At 35.7% G+C, this 16461-nt stretch carries 11 protein-coding genes; 9 read left to right on the top strand and 2 right to left on the bottom strand.

Annotated elements, in window-relative coordinates; genetic code table 11:
* The first annotated feature begins 146 nt into the window (after positions 1–146).
* The 7 genes from EZ428_RS06955 (at position 147) to EZ428_RS06925 (ending at position 11886) form a co-directional block, all read left to right on the top strand.
* A complete protein-coding gene (locus tag EZ428_RS06955; protein WP_131552364.1) occupies positions 147–3167 on the top strand; it encodes a SusC/RagA family TonB-linked outer membrane protein in 3021 nt (1006 codons plus the stop codon).
* Between the two features lie 26 nt (positions 3168–3193).
* Positions 3194–4750: a RagB/SusD family nutrient uptake outer membrane protein gene (locus tag EZ428_RS06950; RefSeq protein WP_131552363.1), complete on the top strand. Its 1557-nt coding sequence runs from the start codon at positions 3194–3196 to the stop codon at positions 4748–4750.
* Positions 4751–4761: 11 nt separating this feature from the next.
* Positions 4762–5664: a LamG-like jellyroll fold domain-containing protein gene (locus EZ428_RS06945; RefSeq protein WP_131552362.1), complete on the top strand. Its 903-nt coding sequence runs from the start codon at positions 4762–4764 to the stop codon at positions 5662–5664.
* Between the two features lie 72 nt (positions 5665–5736).
* A complete protein-coding gene (locus tag EZ428_RS06940; RefSeq protein ID WP_131552361.1) occupies positions 5737–7422 on the top strand; it encodes a glucoamylase family protein in 1686 nt (561 codons plus the stop codon).
* Positions 7423–7434: 12 nt separating this feature from the next.
* Complete coding sequence (locus tag EZ428_RS06935; RefSeq protein ID WP_131552360.1) at positions 7435–8766, top strand: glucoamylase family protein; 1332 nt, start codon at positions 7435–7437, stop codon at positions 8764–8766.
* Positions 8767–8791: 25 nt separating this feature from the next.
* Positions 8792–11089, top strand: a complete 2298-nt coding sequence (gene bglX / locus EZ428_RS06930) for a beta-glucosidase BglX (RefSeq protein WP_131552359.1) — start codon at positions 8792–8794, stop codon at positions 11087–11089.
* Between the two features lie 20 nt (positions 11090–11109).
* The gene (locus tag EZ428_RS06925; RefSeq protein WP_131552358.1) at positions 11110–11886 is read left to right on the top strand and encodes a carboxylesterase family protein; all 777 of its coding nucleotides are present in this window, start codon (positions 11110–11112) and stop codon (positions 11884–11886) included.
* A gap of 131 nt (positions 11887–12017) precedes the next feature.
* On the opposite strand, the gene EZ428_RS06920 is transcribed toward EZ428_RS06925, so the two are convergent.
* Together EZ428_RS06920 and EZ428_RS06915 are read right to left on the bottom strand one after the other, a co-directional pair.
* Positions 12018–12746, bottom strand: coding sequence for a YebC/PmpR family DNA-binding transcriptional regulator (locus tag EZ428_RS06920; RefSeq protein WP_131552357.1), 729 nt, complete (start codon positions 12744–12746; stop codon positions 12018–12020).
* Between the two features lie 69 nt (positions 12747–12815).
* Positions 12816–13760 carry an NAD-dependent epimerase/dehydratase family protein gene (locus tag EZ428_RS06915; RefSeq protein ID WP_131552356.1) on the bottom strand — a complete coding sequence of 315 codons (945 nt, stop codon included), beginning with the start codon at positions 13758–13760 and terminating at the stop codon, positions 12816–12818.
* A gap of 248 nt (positions 13761–14008) precedes the next feature.
* Between EZ428_RS06915 and EZ428_RS06910 the strand changes: the two genes are divergently transcribed.
* Together EZ428_RS06910 and EZ428_RS06905 are read left to right on the top strand one after the other, a co-directional pair.
* Positions 14009–14677 carry a gluconate 2-dehydrogenase subunit 3 family protein gene (locus tag EZ428_RS06910; protein ID WP_131552355.1) on the top strand — a complete coding sequence of 223 codons (669 nt, stop codon included), beginning with the start codon at positions 14009–14011 and terminating at the stop codon, positions 14675–14677.
* An 18-nt stretch (positions 14678–14695) separates the two neighbouring features.
* Entirely contained in the window at positions 14696–16396 is a 1701-nt protein-coding gene (locus tag EZ428_RS06905; protein ID WP_205945622.1) for a GMC oxidoreductase, read from the top strand.
* Positions 16397–16461 lie beyond the last annotated feature (65 nt).

The following is a 16461-nucleotide window of genomic DNA, read 5'->3' as shown; positions in this document are numbered from 1 at the left end:
TTTTAGGTTAAAACTCAACTTTGTCTATCTGTATGAGAAACTACACATTTATACTTTGATGTATTAATGTATAGGTACAATTACTTGCAGTTTCGAAACTAAAGCTCAAAATTAGATTAATCAATTAATCAAATATGAACAACAGTATGAAAAAAATCTTTACAAAATTTTCTGTTTTAATCGTTCTTTGTTTGCTTTTATTAAACGTTGCCTATGCCCAAAATGTTACAATTAAAGGTGTGGTAAAAGATGATGCAGGATTAGCTGTTCCATCTGCAAGCGTAATAATTAAAGGGACAACAAATGGAACACAAACAGATGTAAATGGAAACTATTCCATAAGTGCTCCTGCAAACGGCACGTTGGTATTTACCTATATAGGTTATACCACTCAAGAAATTGCAATTAACAACAGAACAACAATTAATGTTGATTTTAAATCTGCCACTAACGATTTACAACAGGTTGTGGTTGTGGGTTATGGCACACAAAAGAAAAGAGATTTAACCGGTTCTATTGCAAGTGTAAAAGGAGAAGATATTGAGAAACTAGCAGTTACAAACCCCATTGCTGCGCTGCAAGGAAAAGTACCTGGTTTAACAATCAGTAATTCAGGTTCTCCAGGTTCAAGCCCAACTGTACGTATACGTGGTATAAATAGTACAAATGGAAGTGCCAATCCATTATATGTAGTTGATGGTTTATTACAGGATAACATCGATTATTTAAACCCTGCAGATATAGAATCTATAGATTTATTACGCGATGCTTCTTCTGTAGCCATTTTTGGACTAAGAGGTGCTAATGGCGTAATAGCAGTAACTACAAAGCGTGCAGCTAGAGGAAAAACTAGAGTTAATTTTCAAAGTACACTGGGTATTCAACATGTAACCAATCAAATTGATGTAGTTGACGCAAACGGCTTTAAGAAACTATATTCTGCACAATTAGCCAACTTAAAAGCGGCTCCATTTGATTATACCAATTATACCGCTAATACCAATTGGCAAGATCAAATGATTCGTGATGCAGTAATCAACACCAATTCATTAAGCGTATCTAATAGCGGTGAAAAAAGCACAACGCTTATTAACATTGGCTATAATAACCAAGATGGAATTATCAAGTATAATAATTATAAAAAATTCATCGCTCGTTTGAGTGAAGAGATCAAGATTACTGATAAAATTAAAGTTGGTGCAGACTTAACAGGTTTTCATTGGAGAAATGAGCCTACAGCAGCTTCATTAAATAATGCGTTGTGGGCTGCGCCTATAGTTGGCGTTAAAAATGATGCTGGTTTATATTATACTATGCCGTCTTTTCAAAGAGCGCAAGTTGGCAATTTAGTTTATTCGACTGAGCGTAATCGTAATACCTCTATACAAAGGGGCTATAGAATTAATGGGAGCTTATTTGCTGAGGTTAAATTCTTAAAAGATTTTACACTTAAATCTACCGTTTACACCGACTTAGGTTTTAACAATACAAGAGGTTATTCTCCACTACCTTACACCGTAGTTAACTTGGGTGAAGGTGTTGTGCCAACGGCTACTTTTTATGACAATACGGTTAGAACAAGTGTAAATCAAAATACATTTGAAAGCAGAAGATATCAACAAGATCATACTTTAAATTACGACAAAGAATATAAAGGTGGCCATAAACTTAATGCAATTGTAGGTTTTACTTCATTTAAACAATCAACAACCACTTTAGAAGGTTCCCGTAGAGATACTACTTTAAATGTACCAAACAATTCAAACCTTTGGTATTTAGGAATAATAAATGCTAATAATCCTAGTTCAAATGGTGGTGGTGGTACAGAATTTTCTAACACAGGTGTATTTGGACGTATCAGTTATGCTTATCAAAACAAATATCTACTAAATGCTTCTATACGCAGAGATGGTAGTTCTATTTTTGCACCTAAAAACAGATGGGGTACATTTGGTAGTGTTGGATTAGGTTGGGTTGCCAGTGAGGAAACCTTCTTCAAAGATAATGTTAAAGGTATCGACTTTTTAAAATTACGTGCTGCCTGGGGAAGATTAGGTAATGCAAATGGTGCAACAGAAAACAGGGCTCAAGTTGGTTTAGATAATGGATCAACAGCAATTTTTGGTGATAATATTTACACTGCTGTTTCTGAAGCTTTTTATGCTGACCCAGATTTAAGGTTTGAAGTAGTACAAGGAATTGATTTAGGTTTAGACATAAGAGCGCTAAACAATCGTTTAAGTACAGAAGTAAACCTTTATAACAAAACTTCTAGTGGTATTATTACAGCACAAACATTACCAGGTACAACAAAAGGTTATGTAACCAACTTAGGTAAAATAAGCAATAAAGGTATTGAGGTAAGTTTAAGCTGGAACGATAAAATTACCAGCGAATTAACTTATAATATATCTGGAAATTTCGGCTACAATAAAAACAAAGTAAATTCAACTGGCATCACTAGCTTCCAATTACTTGGTAATGGTGGTGTTAACCTTACAGAAACAGGTAGATCGATAGGTTATTTTTATGGCTACACTCAAACAGGAATTTATCAATCTACAGCAGATTTAGACAAAACACCTCATTTTGCTAACTCATTACCTGGAGATATTTCTTATGCAGACATTAATGGAGATGGTATTATTTCTCCATTAGACAGAGGTTATTTAGGCACTCCGTTCCCTCCTTATAGTTATGGTTTAAGCATTGGTTTGGCTTATAAAGGTTTTGATGCCACAATAGAAGGCCAAGGTGTTGCTGGAAATAAAATTTATACCCAACGTCGTACCGCTAACTTCTCTATCTTAAATTATGAAAGTAATCGTTTAAATGCTTGGACTACTCCGGGCTCGTCTAATATTGAACCAATTTTAGATAATTCTCGTGGTAACAACCTATTATTTAGCACATATTTCTTAGAGCCTGGAGATTATTTCCGCCTGCGTAATGTGCAACTGGGTTACACTTTTGGCGCAAATGCTTTAACTAAAGTTGGCATCTCAAAACTTAGATTATTTGTAAGTGGCCAAAACGTTAAAACTTGGACAAAAGCAACTGGTTATACACCAGAAGCCCAATTAGGAAACGTTTTAGGAAGCGGGGCTGATAATGGAATTTATCCAGTACCAGCTATTTACTCTTTTGGTTTAAACGTAACTTTTTAATCGATATCATTTAAATAAAAATGAAAATGAAAAATTTTAATAATACAATTAGAAATTTTGTTACCATACTCGTTATAATAACAATAATTTCAACTGTTTCTGGCTGTAAACAGTTTTTAGATACAGAAAGACAAGGAGTTTACACAACCGAAAATTACCCTTATCCAACTGGTGCTGGTCCTTATGATCAATTTCTTTTTGGAGCTTATAAAGACCTTAGGGGGTATGGTGTGCATGTAACTGGTTTTTTCTTAGCTACTAGTGTAAGAAGTGATGATGCGGATAAAGGAAGTACAGCAGGTGATGGTGGTGCAGATGCAAATAGCATGGATACTTTTCCAGTATTGCCTAGTAACGGTATCGTAAATGGAATGTGGGTTGAGTATTTAACCTTAATTAACAAGTGTAATACTGCTTTAGATCAAATAGAAAACAACAAAGACATTGTTGCAACTGATGCCGTTAAATTACAATCTTCAGCAGAAGCGAAATTTATAAGAGGCTATGCATATTTCAATATGGTTCGTTTTTTTGGGAGAGTTCCATTAATTGACAAGGTTTTAACTGTTGCTCAAATAAATATTCCTCAAAGTACACCTGCACAAATTTATGCTTTAATTGAAAGCGACTTAAAATTTGCAGCAGCTAATTTACCTATTAGCTGGGATAAGAAATTTATTGGCCGCCCTACAAGTGGTTCTGCAAATGGCATATTGGCGAAAGTTTACTTAACGCAACAAAAATGGGCTTTAGCTATGTCTGCAGCAAATCTAGTGATGACAAATGGCCAATATGATTTATCTACACCTTATGATAAGATATTTGGTGAAGCTGGTGAAAACAGTAAAGAATCTGTATTTGAAATACAAGCCACAGCTAGCGCAACTGTACAAACCGACAACGGTATTCAAACAACTCAATTTCAAGGCGTTAGAGACGGAGGGGTTTGGAACTTAGGTTTTGGATGGAATGTTCCTAATACCAATTTGGAAAATGCATATGAGGCAGGTGACCCACGTAAAGCAAGAACTTTTTTGTATAGAAATACAGCTGCAACCTTAGCATCTCCTAATCCATACAAAACTGTGTATGGTGAAATAACTGCAACAACTTGGAATAACCCAATTTATAACCATAAAGCATATACTAACCCATCTTTTAGAGCTGCTTATGGCTACAATTCTGGCTGGTGGATGAACTTGCGTATTTTACGTTATGCTGATGTTGTTTTGATGTATGCTGAAGCAGCAAATGAAGTTGGTGGCGCAGCTAATACGACCGCTTCCTTAGCCGCTTTAAATAGTGTACGTGCTAGAGCTAGAAATGGTAATGCGGCAATTCTTCCTAATGTTGTTACTACGGATCAAACTGCTTTACGCTTAGCTATTCAGCAAGAAAGAAGAATTGAATTGGCCATGGAATATGATCGTTTCTTCGATCTTGTGCGTTGGGGAATTGCTCAAACTGCATTAACTGCAGCTGGTAGACCAAATTACAATCCAGCTAGAGATAATGTTTTACCAATTCCTCAAACTCAAATAGATTTAAGCAAAGGCGTATTAACACCAAATCCTAATTATTAATAATTATCGATATGAAATTTTCAAATTTATATACAAAGGGCTGGTTATTAGGCTTAACTCTTGCAACCGCCACTTTTTCATCTTGTAAAAAAGATGGCAATCCAAACAATTTACCAGAGATAGACGCTTCAAATTATGCTGGCAAAATTGATGGTTTTAGTTCATCCGACGAAGTTTATCCAAAAAATTTAGTTGCATACTGGTCTTTTGATGGAACCAAAAATGAAATCAAATCTGCCACAGCACCTACATCAACTTCAAATGATACTTTTATCCCTAGTGGAGTTAAAGGACAGGCTTTAAGCTTAAATGCAGGCTATTTATATTATGGCACACAATTTAATGCGGTTAAAACAGCCGCGTTAAAAAGCTTTACATTAAGTGAGTGGGTACAAATTTCAAATAATGGCTCTAAGAAAACCATGCTATTTCAAATAGCTAGACCAGGATTGTTTAATGGGAGCTTTGACTTTATTCTAGAAACTAATGCAAACCCTGCCACAAATACAGATTACATACAAATACACCCCTATTTTACAACCTTAGGTGGTGGTCGCCAAGATAATATTAACAACTTTGGCGCTACCAATCTTTCGCCTAAAATTGGGGCTAATAAATGGGTACACTTTGTAATTACGTATGATGGTACTTCAGGAATTTTTGATATTTGGGCAAACGCCATAAAGGTTGGTAATTATCCAAGTAGGGGAACTGGTAATAATGTCTTTAATTCATTTGAACCAAGCGAAATCATCATGGGTGGAGTTTATAACCTTATCCCAGGAAAATCGGTAAGTACTGACACAAGTTTTGGTGCAATGACTGGGTCAATTGACGAGGTAAGGCTTTATAATACCCCTCTTCCTCAAGCCTATATCTCGGCACTTTACAACCTTGGCCTAGCCGGAAAGTAATTCTAAATGACAAAAACACAGTACACTTTGGCTGTACTGTGTTTTTAATGAAATAACCTTACACATTTCCCTATGCAGTTTATTTTTATAAGAGTTCATTTAAAATTTGCTTTTACCTTATTGGCTTATTCGGCACTTTTGTTTAGCACAGGTTGTAAAAAAAGTAAAACTGAAATAGCTACAAATACCGACACTTCTTTATCTTTTACTGTTAATGATATTTATAACGGCACACTTAAATACAATGTGACAAACTTAAAGCCCGTTATCAAATTTAATTTTACTGAAGCTATTAATACCTCAACGGTTACAAATGGCGCTTTATTAACAGATGCTTTAGGATCATCTGTCCCTATTACAACAACCTATCAGGATGGAAATAAAACATTAATCATCGCACCACAAAGTGATTTCAAATCATTCTCAACCTATTCTTTAAACATTACTGCCAATCTAAAATCTGCTGGCGGAGGAAATTTAATCAACCCTGTTAATATAACCTTAGTTTCTGGTTTAGATAATAGCGATAAATTTGCTCGAATAACTGATGATGAACTTTTAACCTTGGTGCAAAGACAAACCTTTAAATACTTTTGGGATTTTGGCCACCCAACAAGTGGCTTGGCTAGAGAGAGAAATACTTCTGGAGATATTGTAACTACTGGCGGTTCTGGCTTTGGTGTCATGGCAATCGTAACTGGAGTTAGCAGAAACTTTATTACTAGACCAGAAGGTTTAGCAAGGATTCAAAAAATGGTGGGTTTTCTTAAAAACAATGTAACAAGATACCATGGCGCTTATCCTCATTGGTTAAATGGTGTCACAGGCGCTACTATACCATTTAGCACTAAAGATAATGGGGCAGATTTGGTTGAAACCTCTTATTTAATGCAGGGATTAATTACTGCTCGTCAATATTTCACAGGACCAGATGCAGCTGAAACTAACCTAAGAAACGATATTACTTCGATTTACAATGGTATTGAATGGTCTTGGTTTAGAAAAGATGGTGGAAACGTTTTGTATTGGCATTGGAGTCCAAACTATAATTGGGACTTAAATCTACCACTGCAAGGTTGGAATGAGGCGTTAAACACTTACATCATGGCTGCCGCATCGCCAACTTATTCCATTCCAAAATCTGTTTACGATTTGGGCTGGGCAAGAAGTGGTGCCATGAAAAATGGAAATTCTTATTACGGTGTTCAATTACCTTTAGGTGTTGCAAATGGTGGCCCGTTGTTTTTAGAACACTATACTTTTCTAGGTGTAAATCCTATCGGATTGGTAGATACATACGCCAATTATGAAACTCAAACTAAAGCACACACTCAAATTAATTACAATTATTGTGTGGCTAATCCAGCTAAAAATATTGGTTATGGGCCAGATTGTTGGGGTTTAACTGCAAGCGATATTCCTAATGGTTACGCTGCAAGTTCACCAACCAATGATTTGGGTGTAATTGCCCCGACTGCAGCTTTATCATCATTTCCATATACACCAACAGAATCTATGGCAGCGCTTAAATTTTTCTATTATAAGTTAGGCGATAAGATTTGGAAAGAATATGGATTTATTGATGCTTTTAAACTTAATGACCCTTGGTTTGCTACTTCAACTTTAGCAATTGATCAGGGACCAATTATTATAATGATTGAAAATCATCGCAGTAAATTACTTTGGAATTTATTCATGAGTGCACCAGAAATTAAAACTGGAATGAAAAATCTAGGCTTTACCAGTCCTAATCTATAATACAACACACAAATGAGACTTTTATATACCTTTTCCCTATTCGTTATACTGAGCAGTTGTAGCACACCGCAAAAAAACAAAATTAGTACTCAGAAAAAATTAAATGATAATCAATTACTCACCTTGGTCCAAAGACAAACTTATAAGTATTTTTACGAAGGGGCCGAACCTATTTCGGGTTTATCAAGGGAGCGTTACCACAGTGACAATATTTATCCACAAAACGATAAAGATATAATTGCTACAGGGGCTAGTGGTTTCGGTATAATGGGAACTATTGTTGCCATTGAACGTAAATTTATAACCAAACAACAAGGCTATGAGCACCTCAAAAAAGGGATCGATTTTTTGGCAAAAGCCGATAGATTTCATGGCGTATGGCCACATTGGATGTTGCCATCAGGAAAAGCCAAAGCTTTCGGAAAAAATGATGATGCTGGAGATTTAGTAGAAACATCATTCCTTGCACAAGCTTTAGTTTGCGTTCGCCAATATTACGTCAATGGAAATGCCGAAGAAAAAGCATTGGCGCAAAAAGCAGATGAACTTTGGAAAGGCATAGATTGGAACTTCTACAGACAAAATAACAAAAATGTATTGTACTGGCATTGGTCGCCAAATTCTGGTTGGAAAATGAATTTTGCCATTACCGGATACAATGAATGTTTAATTACTTACATCATGGCAGCCTGCTCTCCTACTTTTGGAGTTCCTGCTGAAGTTTATCACCAAGGCTGGGCAAAAAGCGGTGCCATAAATACAAATATTTCTTTATATGGGCATACTATTAAGTTAAAACACAATGTTGTTGGGCAAAGTGTTGGACCGCTTTTTTGGGCTCATTATTCCTATCTAGGCCTAAACCCGAAGGGCTTAAAGGATAAATATGCAGATTATTGGGAAGAGAATAGAAACCATACCCTAATTAATTACGATTACGCAATTGCTAACCCTAAAGGCTTTAAGGGTTACGGCAAAAATTCGTGGGGCTTAACAGCGAGTTATTCTGTTAAAGGTTATGCAGCACATAATATTAAGGAAGATTTTGCCGTAATCAGTCCAACCGCTGCTCTTTCTTCCTACCCTTATGCCCCTAAGGAAAGCATGCAAATGATTAGGCATTTATATGAAAATATGGGGGATAAGGTTTGGGGAGAATTTGGTTTTTATGATGCTTATAGTGAAACTGATAATTGGTATCCTAAACGATATATCGGTATAGACCAAGGTCCAATTGTAGTAATGATAGAAAATGGTAGAACAGGTTTATTATGGAATTTATTTATGAGTGCACCTGAAGTGCAATCTGGACTAGATAAACTTGGTTTTACCTACAAAAAATAATAAATACACACAAAAGAATACACAGATGAAACAAATCAAACTCCTATTTATTTTATTAGGGCTCTCCTACTACTCAAGTTTTGCTCAACAGAAAAAAACAGTTAGTTCTGAAACGCAAAAAATGGATAATTTCATCAAAAACTTAATGTCTAAAATGACTGTTGATGAAAAAATTGGACAGCTAAATTTGCCGAGTTCTGGTGATATTACCACAGGGCAGGCAAATAGCTCAGACATTAGTAAAAACATTAAAGCAGGTCAAGTTGGAGGCTTATTCAATATCAAAGGCGTAGATAAAATAAGAGACGTTCAAAAAATTGCTGTTGAAAATAGTCGCTTAAAAATTCCATTGCTTTTTGGAATGGATGTAATACATGGCTATAATACTGTTTTTCCAATCCCTTTGGGCTTAAGCTGTACTTGGGATATGGATGCAGTAAAAAAATCTGCACGAGTTGCAGCTATAGAAGCCAGTGCAAGCGGAATTAACTGGACCTTTTCACCTATGGTAGATATTTCTAGAGACCCACGCTGGGGACGAATTTCTGAAGGTAGCGGAGAAGACCCTTATTTAGGTTCTCAGATTGCGAAAGCAATGGTAACGGGTTATCAAGGCAAATTGCAGGCAAACAATGAAATTCTAGCTTGCGTAAAACATTATGCGCTTTATGGTGCTGCAGAAGCTGGAAGAGATTATAACACAGTTGACATGAGCCGTGTGCGAATGTACAATGAGTATTTCCCACCTTACAAAGCTGCAGTTGATGCTGGTTCTGCAAGTATTATGGCATCTTTTAATGAAGTTGAAGGAATTCCGGCAACTGGTAGTAAATGGTTAATGACTGATGTATTGAGAAATCAATGGGGTTTTAAAGGTTTTGTTGTTACCGATTATACTGGCATTCCTGAAATGATTGAACATGGAATGGGAGATTTACAAACTGTTTCTGCTTTAGCTTTAAATGCAGGTATTGATATGGATATGGTTGGTAATGGCTTTTTAGGAACACTTAAAAAATCATTGGCAGAAAAAAAAGTAACCCTTGCTCAAATTAATAGTGCTTGTCGCTTAATTCTTGAGGCCAAATACAAATTAGGCTTGTTTACAGATCCTTATAAATTTTGTGATATTTCTAGACCAGAAAAAGACGTTTTTACTCCAGAAAACCGTGCTATTGCAAGAAATATAGCCGCAAAAAGTTTTGTTCTTTTAAAAAACAACAATATTTTACCATTAAAAAAGTCAGGCACTATTGGATTAATTGGACCATTGGCTGATAATACGGCAAATATGTATGGTACTTGGAGTGTCGCCGCTTTATTGGATAAATCTGTAACCGTTTTACAAGGTTTAAAAAATGCTTTGGGCACAAATGCAAAAGTATTAACTGCTCGTGGGGCTAACTTTTTGGCAGATTCAGCCTTGGAACATCGTTATGTTAATGTTCACAATCCAACTTATAAGCACGACTCAAGATCAGAAGCAGATATGATTAAAGAAGCATTGGATGTTGCAAAAAAATCTGATGTGATTGTGGCTGTAATGGGCGAAGGCTCTGAGTTTAGTGGTGAAAGCAGTAGTGTTTCTAACATTGAAATCCCCGAAACCCAAAAGAATTTATTGAAGGAGCTAGCTAAAACAGGAAAACCTATTGTATTGGTTTTATTTACCGGTCGACCGTTAGCTTTAAAATGGGAACAAGAAAATATTCATGCAATTTTAAATGTTTGGTTTCCTGGTAGTGAAGCAGGAAATGCCATTGCTGACGTATTATTTGGAGATGTAAATCCTTCTGGAAAATTAAGTACAACATTCCCACAAAATGTGGGTCAAATCCCTCTTTATTATTCACACAAAAACACTGGTCGCCCATTGGCAGAAGGAAAATGGTTTGAGAAATTTCGTTCTAATTATTTAGATGTAAGTAACGATCCTCTTTATCCTTTTGGTTTCGGATTAAGTTATACAACATTTAGCTATAGCGATATAAAATTAAGTTCGAATACGATAAAACCTGGACAGCAAATTACAGCCACAGTAACTTTAACAAATACCGGAAAATTTGCAGGAGAAGAGGTTGTACAAATGTATACTCGTGATTTAGTGGGTTCTATCACAAGGCCTGTTAAAGAACTCAAAGGATTTTTAAAAATCGCTTTGCAACCTGGCGAAAGTAAAACCGCTACCTTCACCATTAATGAAGAAACATTGAAGTTTTACAACAGCGATCTTAAATTTGTTGCAGAACCTGGAGATTTTAAATTGTTTATCGGTACAAATTCAAGAGATGCAAAATCGGCTGATTTTAAATTAATTAAATAATCCTTCAACAACACACAACTATGAAAAAAATATCTTTAATTTTCATTCTTTGCTTGATGATATTATCAGTAAAAGCACAGGACTTAACAAAATTTAAGAAAGAGAATTTTATTGTAGGAGCTGATACTTTAAAATATCGCATCCTGTATCCAGAGAATTTTGATGCAACAAAGAAATATCCTGTGGTTTTCTTTTTGCATGGTAGAGGTGAAAGTGGAAATGATAATCAAAAGCAGTTAACTCATGGTTCTAAAATGTTCTTAACCGATGATTTCAGGCAGAATTTCCCTTCAATTGTTATATTCTCACAATGTGCTGAAGAAAGTTATTGGTCTAATGTGGAGATTGAAGAGATCAATAGTAAACGTTTTTTTACTTTTCAAAAAGGTGGCGAACCTACCAAGACAATGAGTCTTTTATTAAAGTTAACTGATCAAGAACTTAACAAACCTTATACAGATAAAAGCAGAATTTACGTAGGTGGACTATCCATGGGTGGTATGGGAACTTTTGAGATATTAAGGCGTAAACCAAAAACCTTTGCTGCAGCCTTTGCCATTTGCGGTGGCGATAATATTAAAAATGTAAAGAAGTACCAAAATGTTCCTTTATGGATTTTCCATGGGGGATTAGATGATGTTGTTAATCCGCAACTTTCATATAGTATCTTTAGAGAATTAAGAAGTTTAGGACATGAACCCAAGTACACCATTTATCCAAAAGCGAACCATAATAGCTGGGATAGTGCTTTTGCCGAACCCAATTTATTACCTTGGTTATTTGGGAATAAGAAATGAGTTAAAAGTGATGTTATGAGATAATAAACTATATTATAAAATCTTTAACAAAAAGAGCTTGCAGATTTTAATGCTGCAAGCTCTTTTTGTTAGCATACTACCTCTAACAGGAAACCTTTAAACTACAACTATTACTCTGCCATGTTATGATATACAGCTTGTACATCATCATCTTCTTCTAACTTATCAATCAATTTTAAAACATCAACAGCTTGCTCTTCTGTTATAGGGTGATGAGAAAGTGCAATACGCTCTAATTTTGAGCTTTTAAGTTCCATTCCTTTTTCTTCCAAAGCTTTTTGTAACCGACCAAAATCTTCAAAAGCACCTTGGGCTACTGCGATGTCATTTCCATCTTCATCAGCCTCAACATATAATTCTTCTAAGCCGGCATCAATCAATTCAAACTCTAATTCTTCTAAATCCAAATCTTCCGCAGGTGCGAACCTAAAAATAGATTTACGAGAAAATATAAAATCTAATGAACCCGTTTTACCTAAAGTTCCGTTAGTTTTGTTGAAGTAACTACGCACATTAGCTACTGTTCTATTGGTATTATCTGTAGCAGTTTCAATTAATACAGCAACGCCATGAGCAGCATAACCTTCGTAAACTATTTCTTCGTAGTTTGCCATAGATTTATCAGACGCACGTTTAATTGCAGCCTCTACTCTATCTTTTGGCATATTTACAGCTTTGGCATTTTGCATCGCACTGCGTAAACGAGAGTTAGTTTCTGGATGTGGCCCAGCCTCTTTTACTGCCATTACAATGTCTTTTCCGATACGCGTAAACTGTACGGCCATTTTAGCCCAACGTTTAAACTTTCTTTCTTTTCTAAATTCGAATGCTCTTCCCATTTTTTCTAGTATCTAGTAGTTAGTATCAAGTATCAAGACCTTAAGCCTTTCGCTATTACCTTTACTTTATTATTTCTTTAAATTCTTTAACATATCTTCTGTCATTTTTGCCAAATCAAATTCTGGCTGCCACAACCAATCTTTTTTTGCCTGACTATCATCGATAGATCTTGGCCAACTATCGGCAATCTCCTGACGTGGATCATTTGCTGCGTAAGTTAATTTAAATTCAGGAATATGTTTTCTAATTTCTGCTGCTAAAACCTCTGGTGTAAAATGAACTCCTCCAAAATTATAACTTGATCTAATACTTATATTTTTAGCAGGAGCATCCATTAATTCTATTGTACCGCGAATAGCATCATCCATATACATCATTGGCAGTTCTGTAGTTGCCGATAAAAAAGAAGCATAACTGCCTTTTTTTAATGCTTCATGGAAAATATGAATTGCATAATCAGTAGTTCCCCCACCAGGTGCAGCTTTCCAGCTAATTAGTCCAGGATATCTGATACTTCTTACGTCTAAATTATATTTCTGATGATAATATTCGCACCAGCGCTCTCCTGCTAGTTTACTGATCCCGTAAACCGTATTAGGATCCATTGTACAATACTGCGGTGTATGGTCTTTTGGAGAATTTGGACCAAAAACAGCGATTGAGCTTGGCCAATAAACTTTAGCTGTTTTATAAATCAAAGCTAGATCTAGCACGTTTAATAAACCGTTCATGTTTAAGTCCCACGCCAATTTTGGATTTTGCTCGCCTGTAGCAGATAATAATGCAGCCAACAAATAAACTTGAGAAGGCTTATACTTCTGAAAAATGTCTTTTAAGATTTCTTTATCAAGAACGTTAACAAATTCAAACGGCCCGGCGTTTTTAGTTTCATAATCGGGTCTGCGGATATCACAAGCTACAACGTTATCATTACCATAAGCTTTTCGCAAAGCTGTTACTAACTCAGTTCCTATTTGTCCATTAGAACCTAACACTAATATTTTTTCGTTCATACAATATGGGTAAGCAGCAAAGGTAAAAAAATCTATAAACCTGCTTATAGGTAAAACGTTTTATTAATGTAAACTAATTTTTACAAAAGACTTTATTAAGCTTTAAAATGGCTAGAAAGTGTAATTTGTACACTCAATTTAATACCGTTTCTATAAATTACTTTTTTAGTTTCGTTATGTTGGGATATTTTGTCTAATTTAATTGCTCCAAAGGAGTTCCTTTGGATTACCAAAAATAACCAAATCCCATGGACAGAAGAGAAGCCGTAAAAAGTGTTGCTTTTTTGATTGGCGGAGCATTATCGGCCACCACAATTGCTACATTATTTGATAGCTGTAACACACCTGGAAAAAACAGTAGTAATTTATTTACTGCAGACCAAGAGAAATTAGTTACAGAAATTGCAGACATCATTATTCCTACAACCAGTAAATCTCCAGGTGCTAAAGCAGCAAATGTAGGGCCTTTTATTACAATGATGATAAAAGATTGTTATCCTGAGGAAGCTCAAAATGCATTCGTAAAAGGTCTTGAAGATATTGAAGAAAGGTCTAAAAAAGACTTTGGAAAATCATTCTTAGAAATTTCAGTAAAAGAGCGTCAAGAATTAATCACTAAAGTTCGTGATGAAACTATAGCTGCTCAAAAGACTGAAAAAGATAAAATTGATCAAGCTGCCAAATTAGAACAAGATACTAAAGGTGCTAAATCTGAAAAAGAGCAGCCTGGCAATCCAATGGCTGTTAAAGATAAACCAAAAACAACCCCTCAATTTTTTGCAATAGCCAGAGATTTAACGATGCTTGGTTTCTTTACCTCAGAAATTGGAGCAACTCAAGCCTATGAATATATAGCAATACCAGGCAGATATGATGGCGATGTTAAAATGAAACCTGGTCAAAAAGTTTACGCATAAATCTTATCTCATTTTATAATGAATTTAAATACAAAAGCAACTGCACAAAACACTTATGATGCTATTGTTGTAGGATCAGGAATTAGTGGTGGATGGGCAGCAAAAGAATTAACCGAAAAGGGATTAAAGGTTCTATTACTTGAACGTGGTAGAAACATCGAACATATTAAGGATTATACTACGGCCATGAAAAAGCCTTGGGAATTTGAGCATCGTGGTAAGTTAACTGAAGAACAGAAAAAAACTCACCCTGTGCAAAAAAGAGATTATCCTTATTCTGAATTTAACGAAAGTTTTTGGGTTAATGACGAGGAATGTCCTTACACAGAAATTAAAAGATTCGATTGGTATCGTGGTTTTCACGTTGGTGGAAAATCTTTGATGTGGGGCCGCCAAAGTTATCGCTTAGGCGATTTGAATTTTGAAGAAAACGCAAAAGATGGACATGGCGCAGATTGGCCAATTCGCTATAAAGATATAGCTCCATGGTATGATTATGTAGAAAAATTTGCAGGCATTAGTGGAGAGGCTGAAAACTTCCCTCATTTCATGGACGGTCAATATTTACCTCCAATGCAAATGAACATCGTAGAAAAAACTGTTAAAAAACGAGTTGAAGAGCATTATAAAAGGTCAAGAATAATTACAATGGGCCGTGTAGCTAATTTAACTGTTGAGCATGGGGGAAGAGGTAGTTGCCAGTATAGAAATTTATGTAGCAGAGGGTGTCCTTTTGGCGCTTACTTTAGTACGCAATCTTCTACAATGCCCGCAGCTGTTGCAACTGGCAATTTAACTTTACGTCCTTATTCTTTGGTAAATGAGATTATTTATGATAAAGAATCACAAAAAGCTAAAGGTGTGAGGATCATAGATTCTGAAACAATGGAGCATCATGAATACTTCGCGAAAATTGTATTCGTAAATGGCTCTACATTGGGCTCTACCTTCTTATTATTAAACTCGACTTCTGCGGAACATCCAAACGGATTAGGAAATGGAAGTGGGGAGCTTGGTCATAATTTAATGGACCACCATTTCCGCTGTGGCGCTAATGGAAAAGCTGAAGGTTTTGAAGATAAATACACTTACGGAAAAAGAGCAAATGGAATTTACATTCCTCGTTACAGAAATATTGGCAATGATAAAAGAGATTACGTTCGTGGTTTTGGTTTCCAAGGTTCGGCAAGTAGAGGTAATTGGCACGATGAGATTGCCGAACTAGCTTTTGGCGGCGATTTTAAAGATTTAATCAGTACTCCTGGTAATTGGACCATGGGTTTAGGTGGATTTGGTGAAACTTTACCATTTCATAAAAACCATGTTTATATCGATAAATCTAAAAAAGATAAATGGGGTCAGCCGGTATTGGCAATTGATTGTGAATTCGGAGAAAACGAAGCAAAAATGCGAGTTGACATGATGAATGATGCTGCCGAAATGTTAGAGGCTGCTGGTTTAAAAGATGTTAAAACATTTGATAATGGCTCTGAACCAGGCATGGCAATTCACGAAATGGGCACAGCTAGAATGGGGCTTGACCCTAAAACCTCAGTTCTAAATAAATGGAACCAAATGCATGAGGTTAAAAATGTATTTGTAACTGATGGTTCATGCATGCCTTCTGCAGCTTGCCAAAACCCTTCATTAACTTATATGGCATTAACTGCTAGAGCTGCTGATTTTGCAGTTAGCGAATTAAAAAAAGGAAACTTATAAATGGTAAAGGTAGAAGGTGTAAGGTAAAAGGTGCAAACCCTAAGCCTTAAACCTTCTACCCTCAA

The sequence above is a fragment of the Pedobacter frigiditerrae genome, from assembly GCF_004331645.1.
In the GTDB taxonomy this organism is placed as follows: Bacteria; Bacteroidota; Bacteroidia; order Sphingobacteriales; family Sphingobacteriaceae; genus Pedobacter; species Pedobacter frigiditerrae.
Note: the sequence above shows the minus strand (reverse complement) of the source record. Positions and strands in the feature narration are given on the sequence as shown.

Bases quoted from the DNA above. Each gene is read 5' to 3' on its own strand.
- EZ428_RS06955 (WP_131552364.1), top strand. From the start codon at position 147: ATGAAAAAAATCTTTACAAAATTTTCTGTTTTAATCGTTCTTTGTTTG.
- EZ428_RS06950 (WP_131552363.1), top strand. From the start codon at position 3,194: ATGAAAAATTTTAATAATACAATTAGAAATTTTGTTACCATACTCGTT.
- EZ428_RS06945 (WP_131552362.1), top strand. From the start codon at position 4,762: ATGAAATTTTCAAATTTATATACAAAGGGCTGGTTATTAGGCTTAACT.
- EZ428_RS06940 (WP_131552361.1), top strand. From the start codon at position 5,737: ATGCAGTTTATTTTTATAAGAGTTCATTTAAAATTTGCTTTTACCTTA.
- EZ428_RS06935 (WP_131552360.1), top strand. From the start codon at position 7,435: ATGAGACTTTTATATACCTTTTCCCTATTCGTTATACTGAGCAGTTGT.
- bglX (WP_131552359.1), top strand. From the start codon at position 8,792: ATGAAACAAATCAAACTCCTATTTATTTTATTAGGGCTCTCCTACTAC.
- EZ428_RS06925 (WP_131552358.1), top strand. From the start codon at position 11,110: ATGAAAAAAATATCTTTAATTTTCATTCTTTGCTTGATGATATTATCA.
- EZ428_RS06920 (WP_131552357.1), bottom strand. From the start codon at position 12,746: ATGGGAAGAGCATTCGAATTTAGAAAAGAAAGAAAGTTTAAACGTTGG.
- EZ428_RS06915 (WP_131552356.1), bottom strand. From the start codon at position 13,760: ATGAACGAAAAAATATTAGTGTTAGGTTCTAATGGACAAATAGGAACT.
- EZ428_RS06910 (WP_131552355.1), top strand. From the start codon at position 14,009: ATGGACAGAAGAGAAGCCGTAAAAAGTGTTGCTTTTTTGATTGGCGGA.
- EZ428_RS06905 (WP_205945622.1), top strand. From the start codon at position 14,696: ATGAATTTAAATACAAAAGCAACTGCACAAAACACTTATGATGCTATT.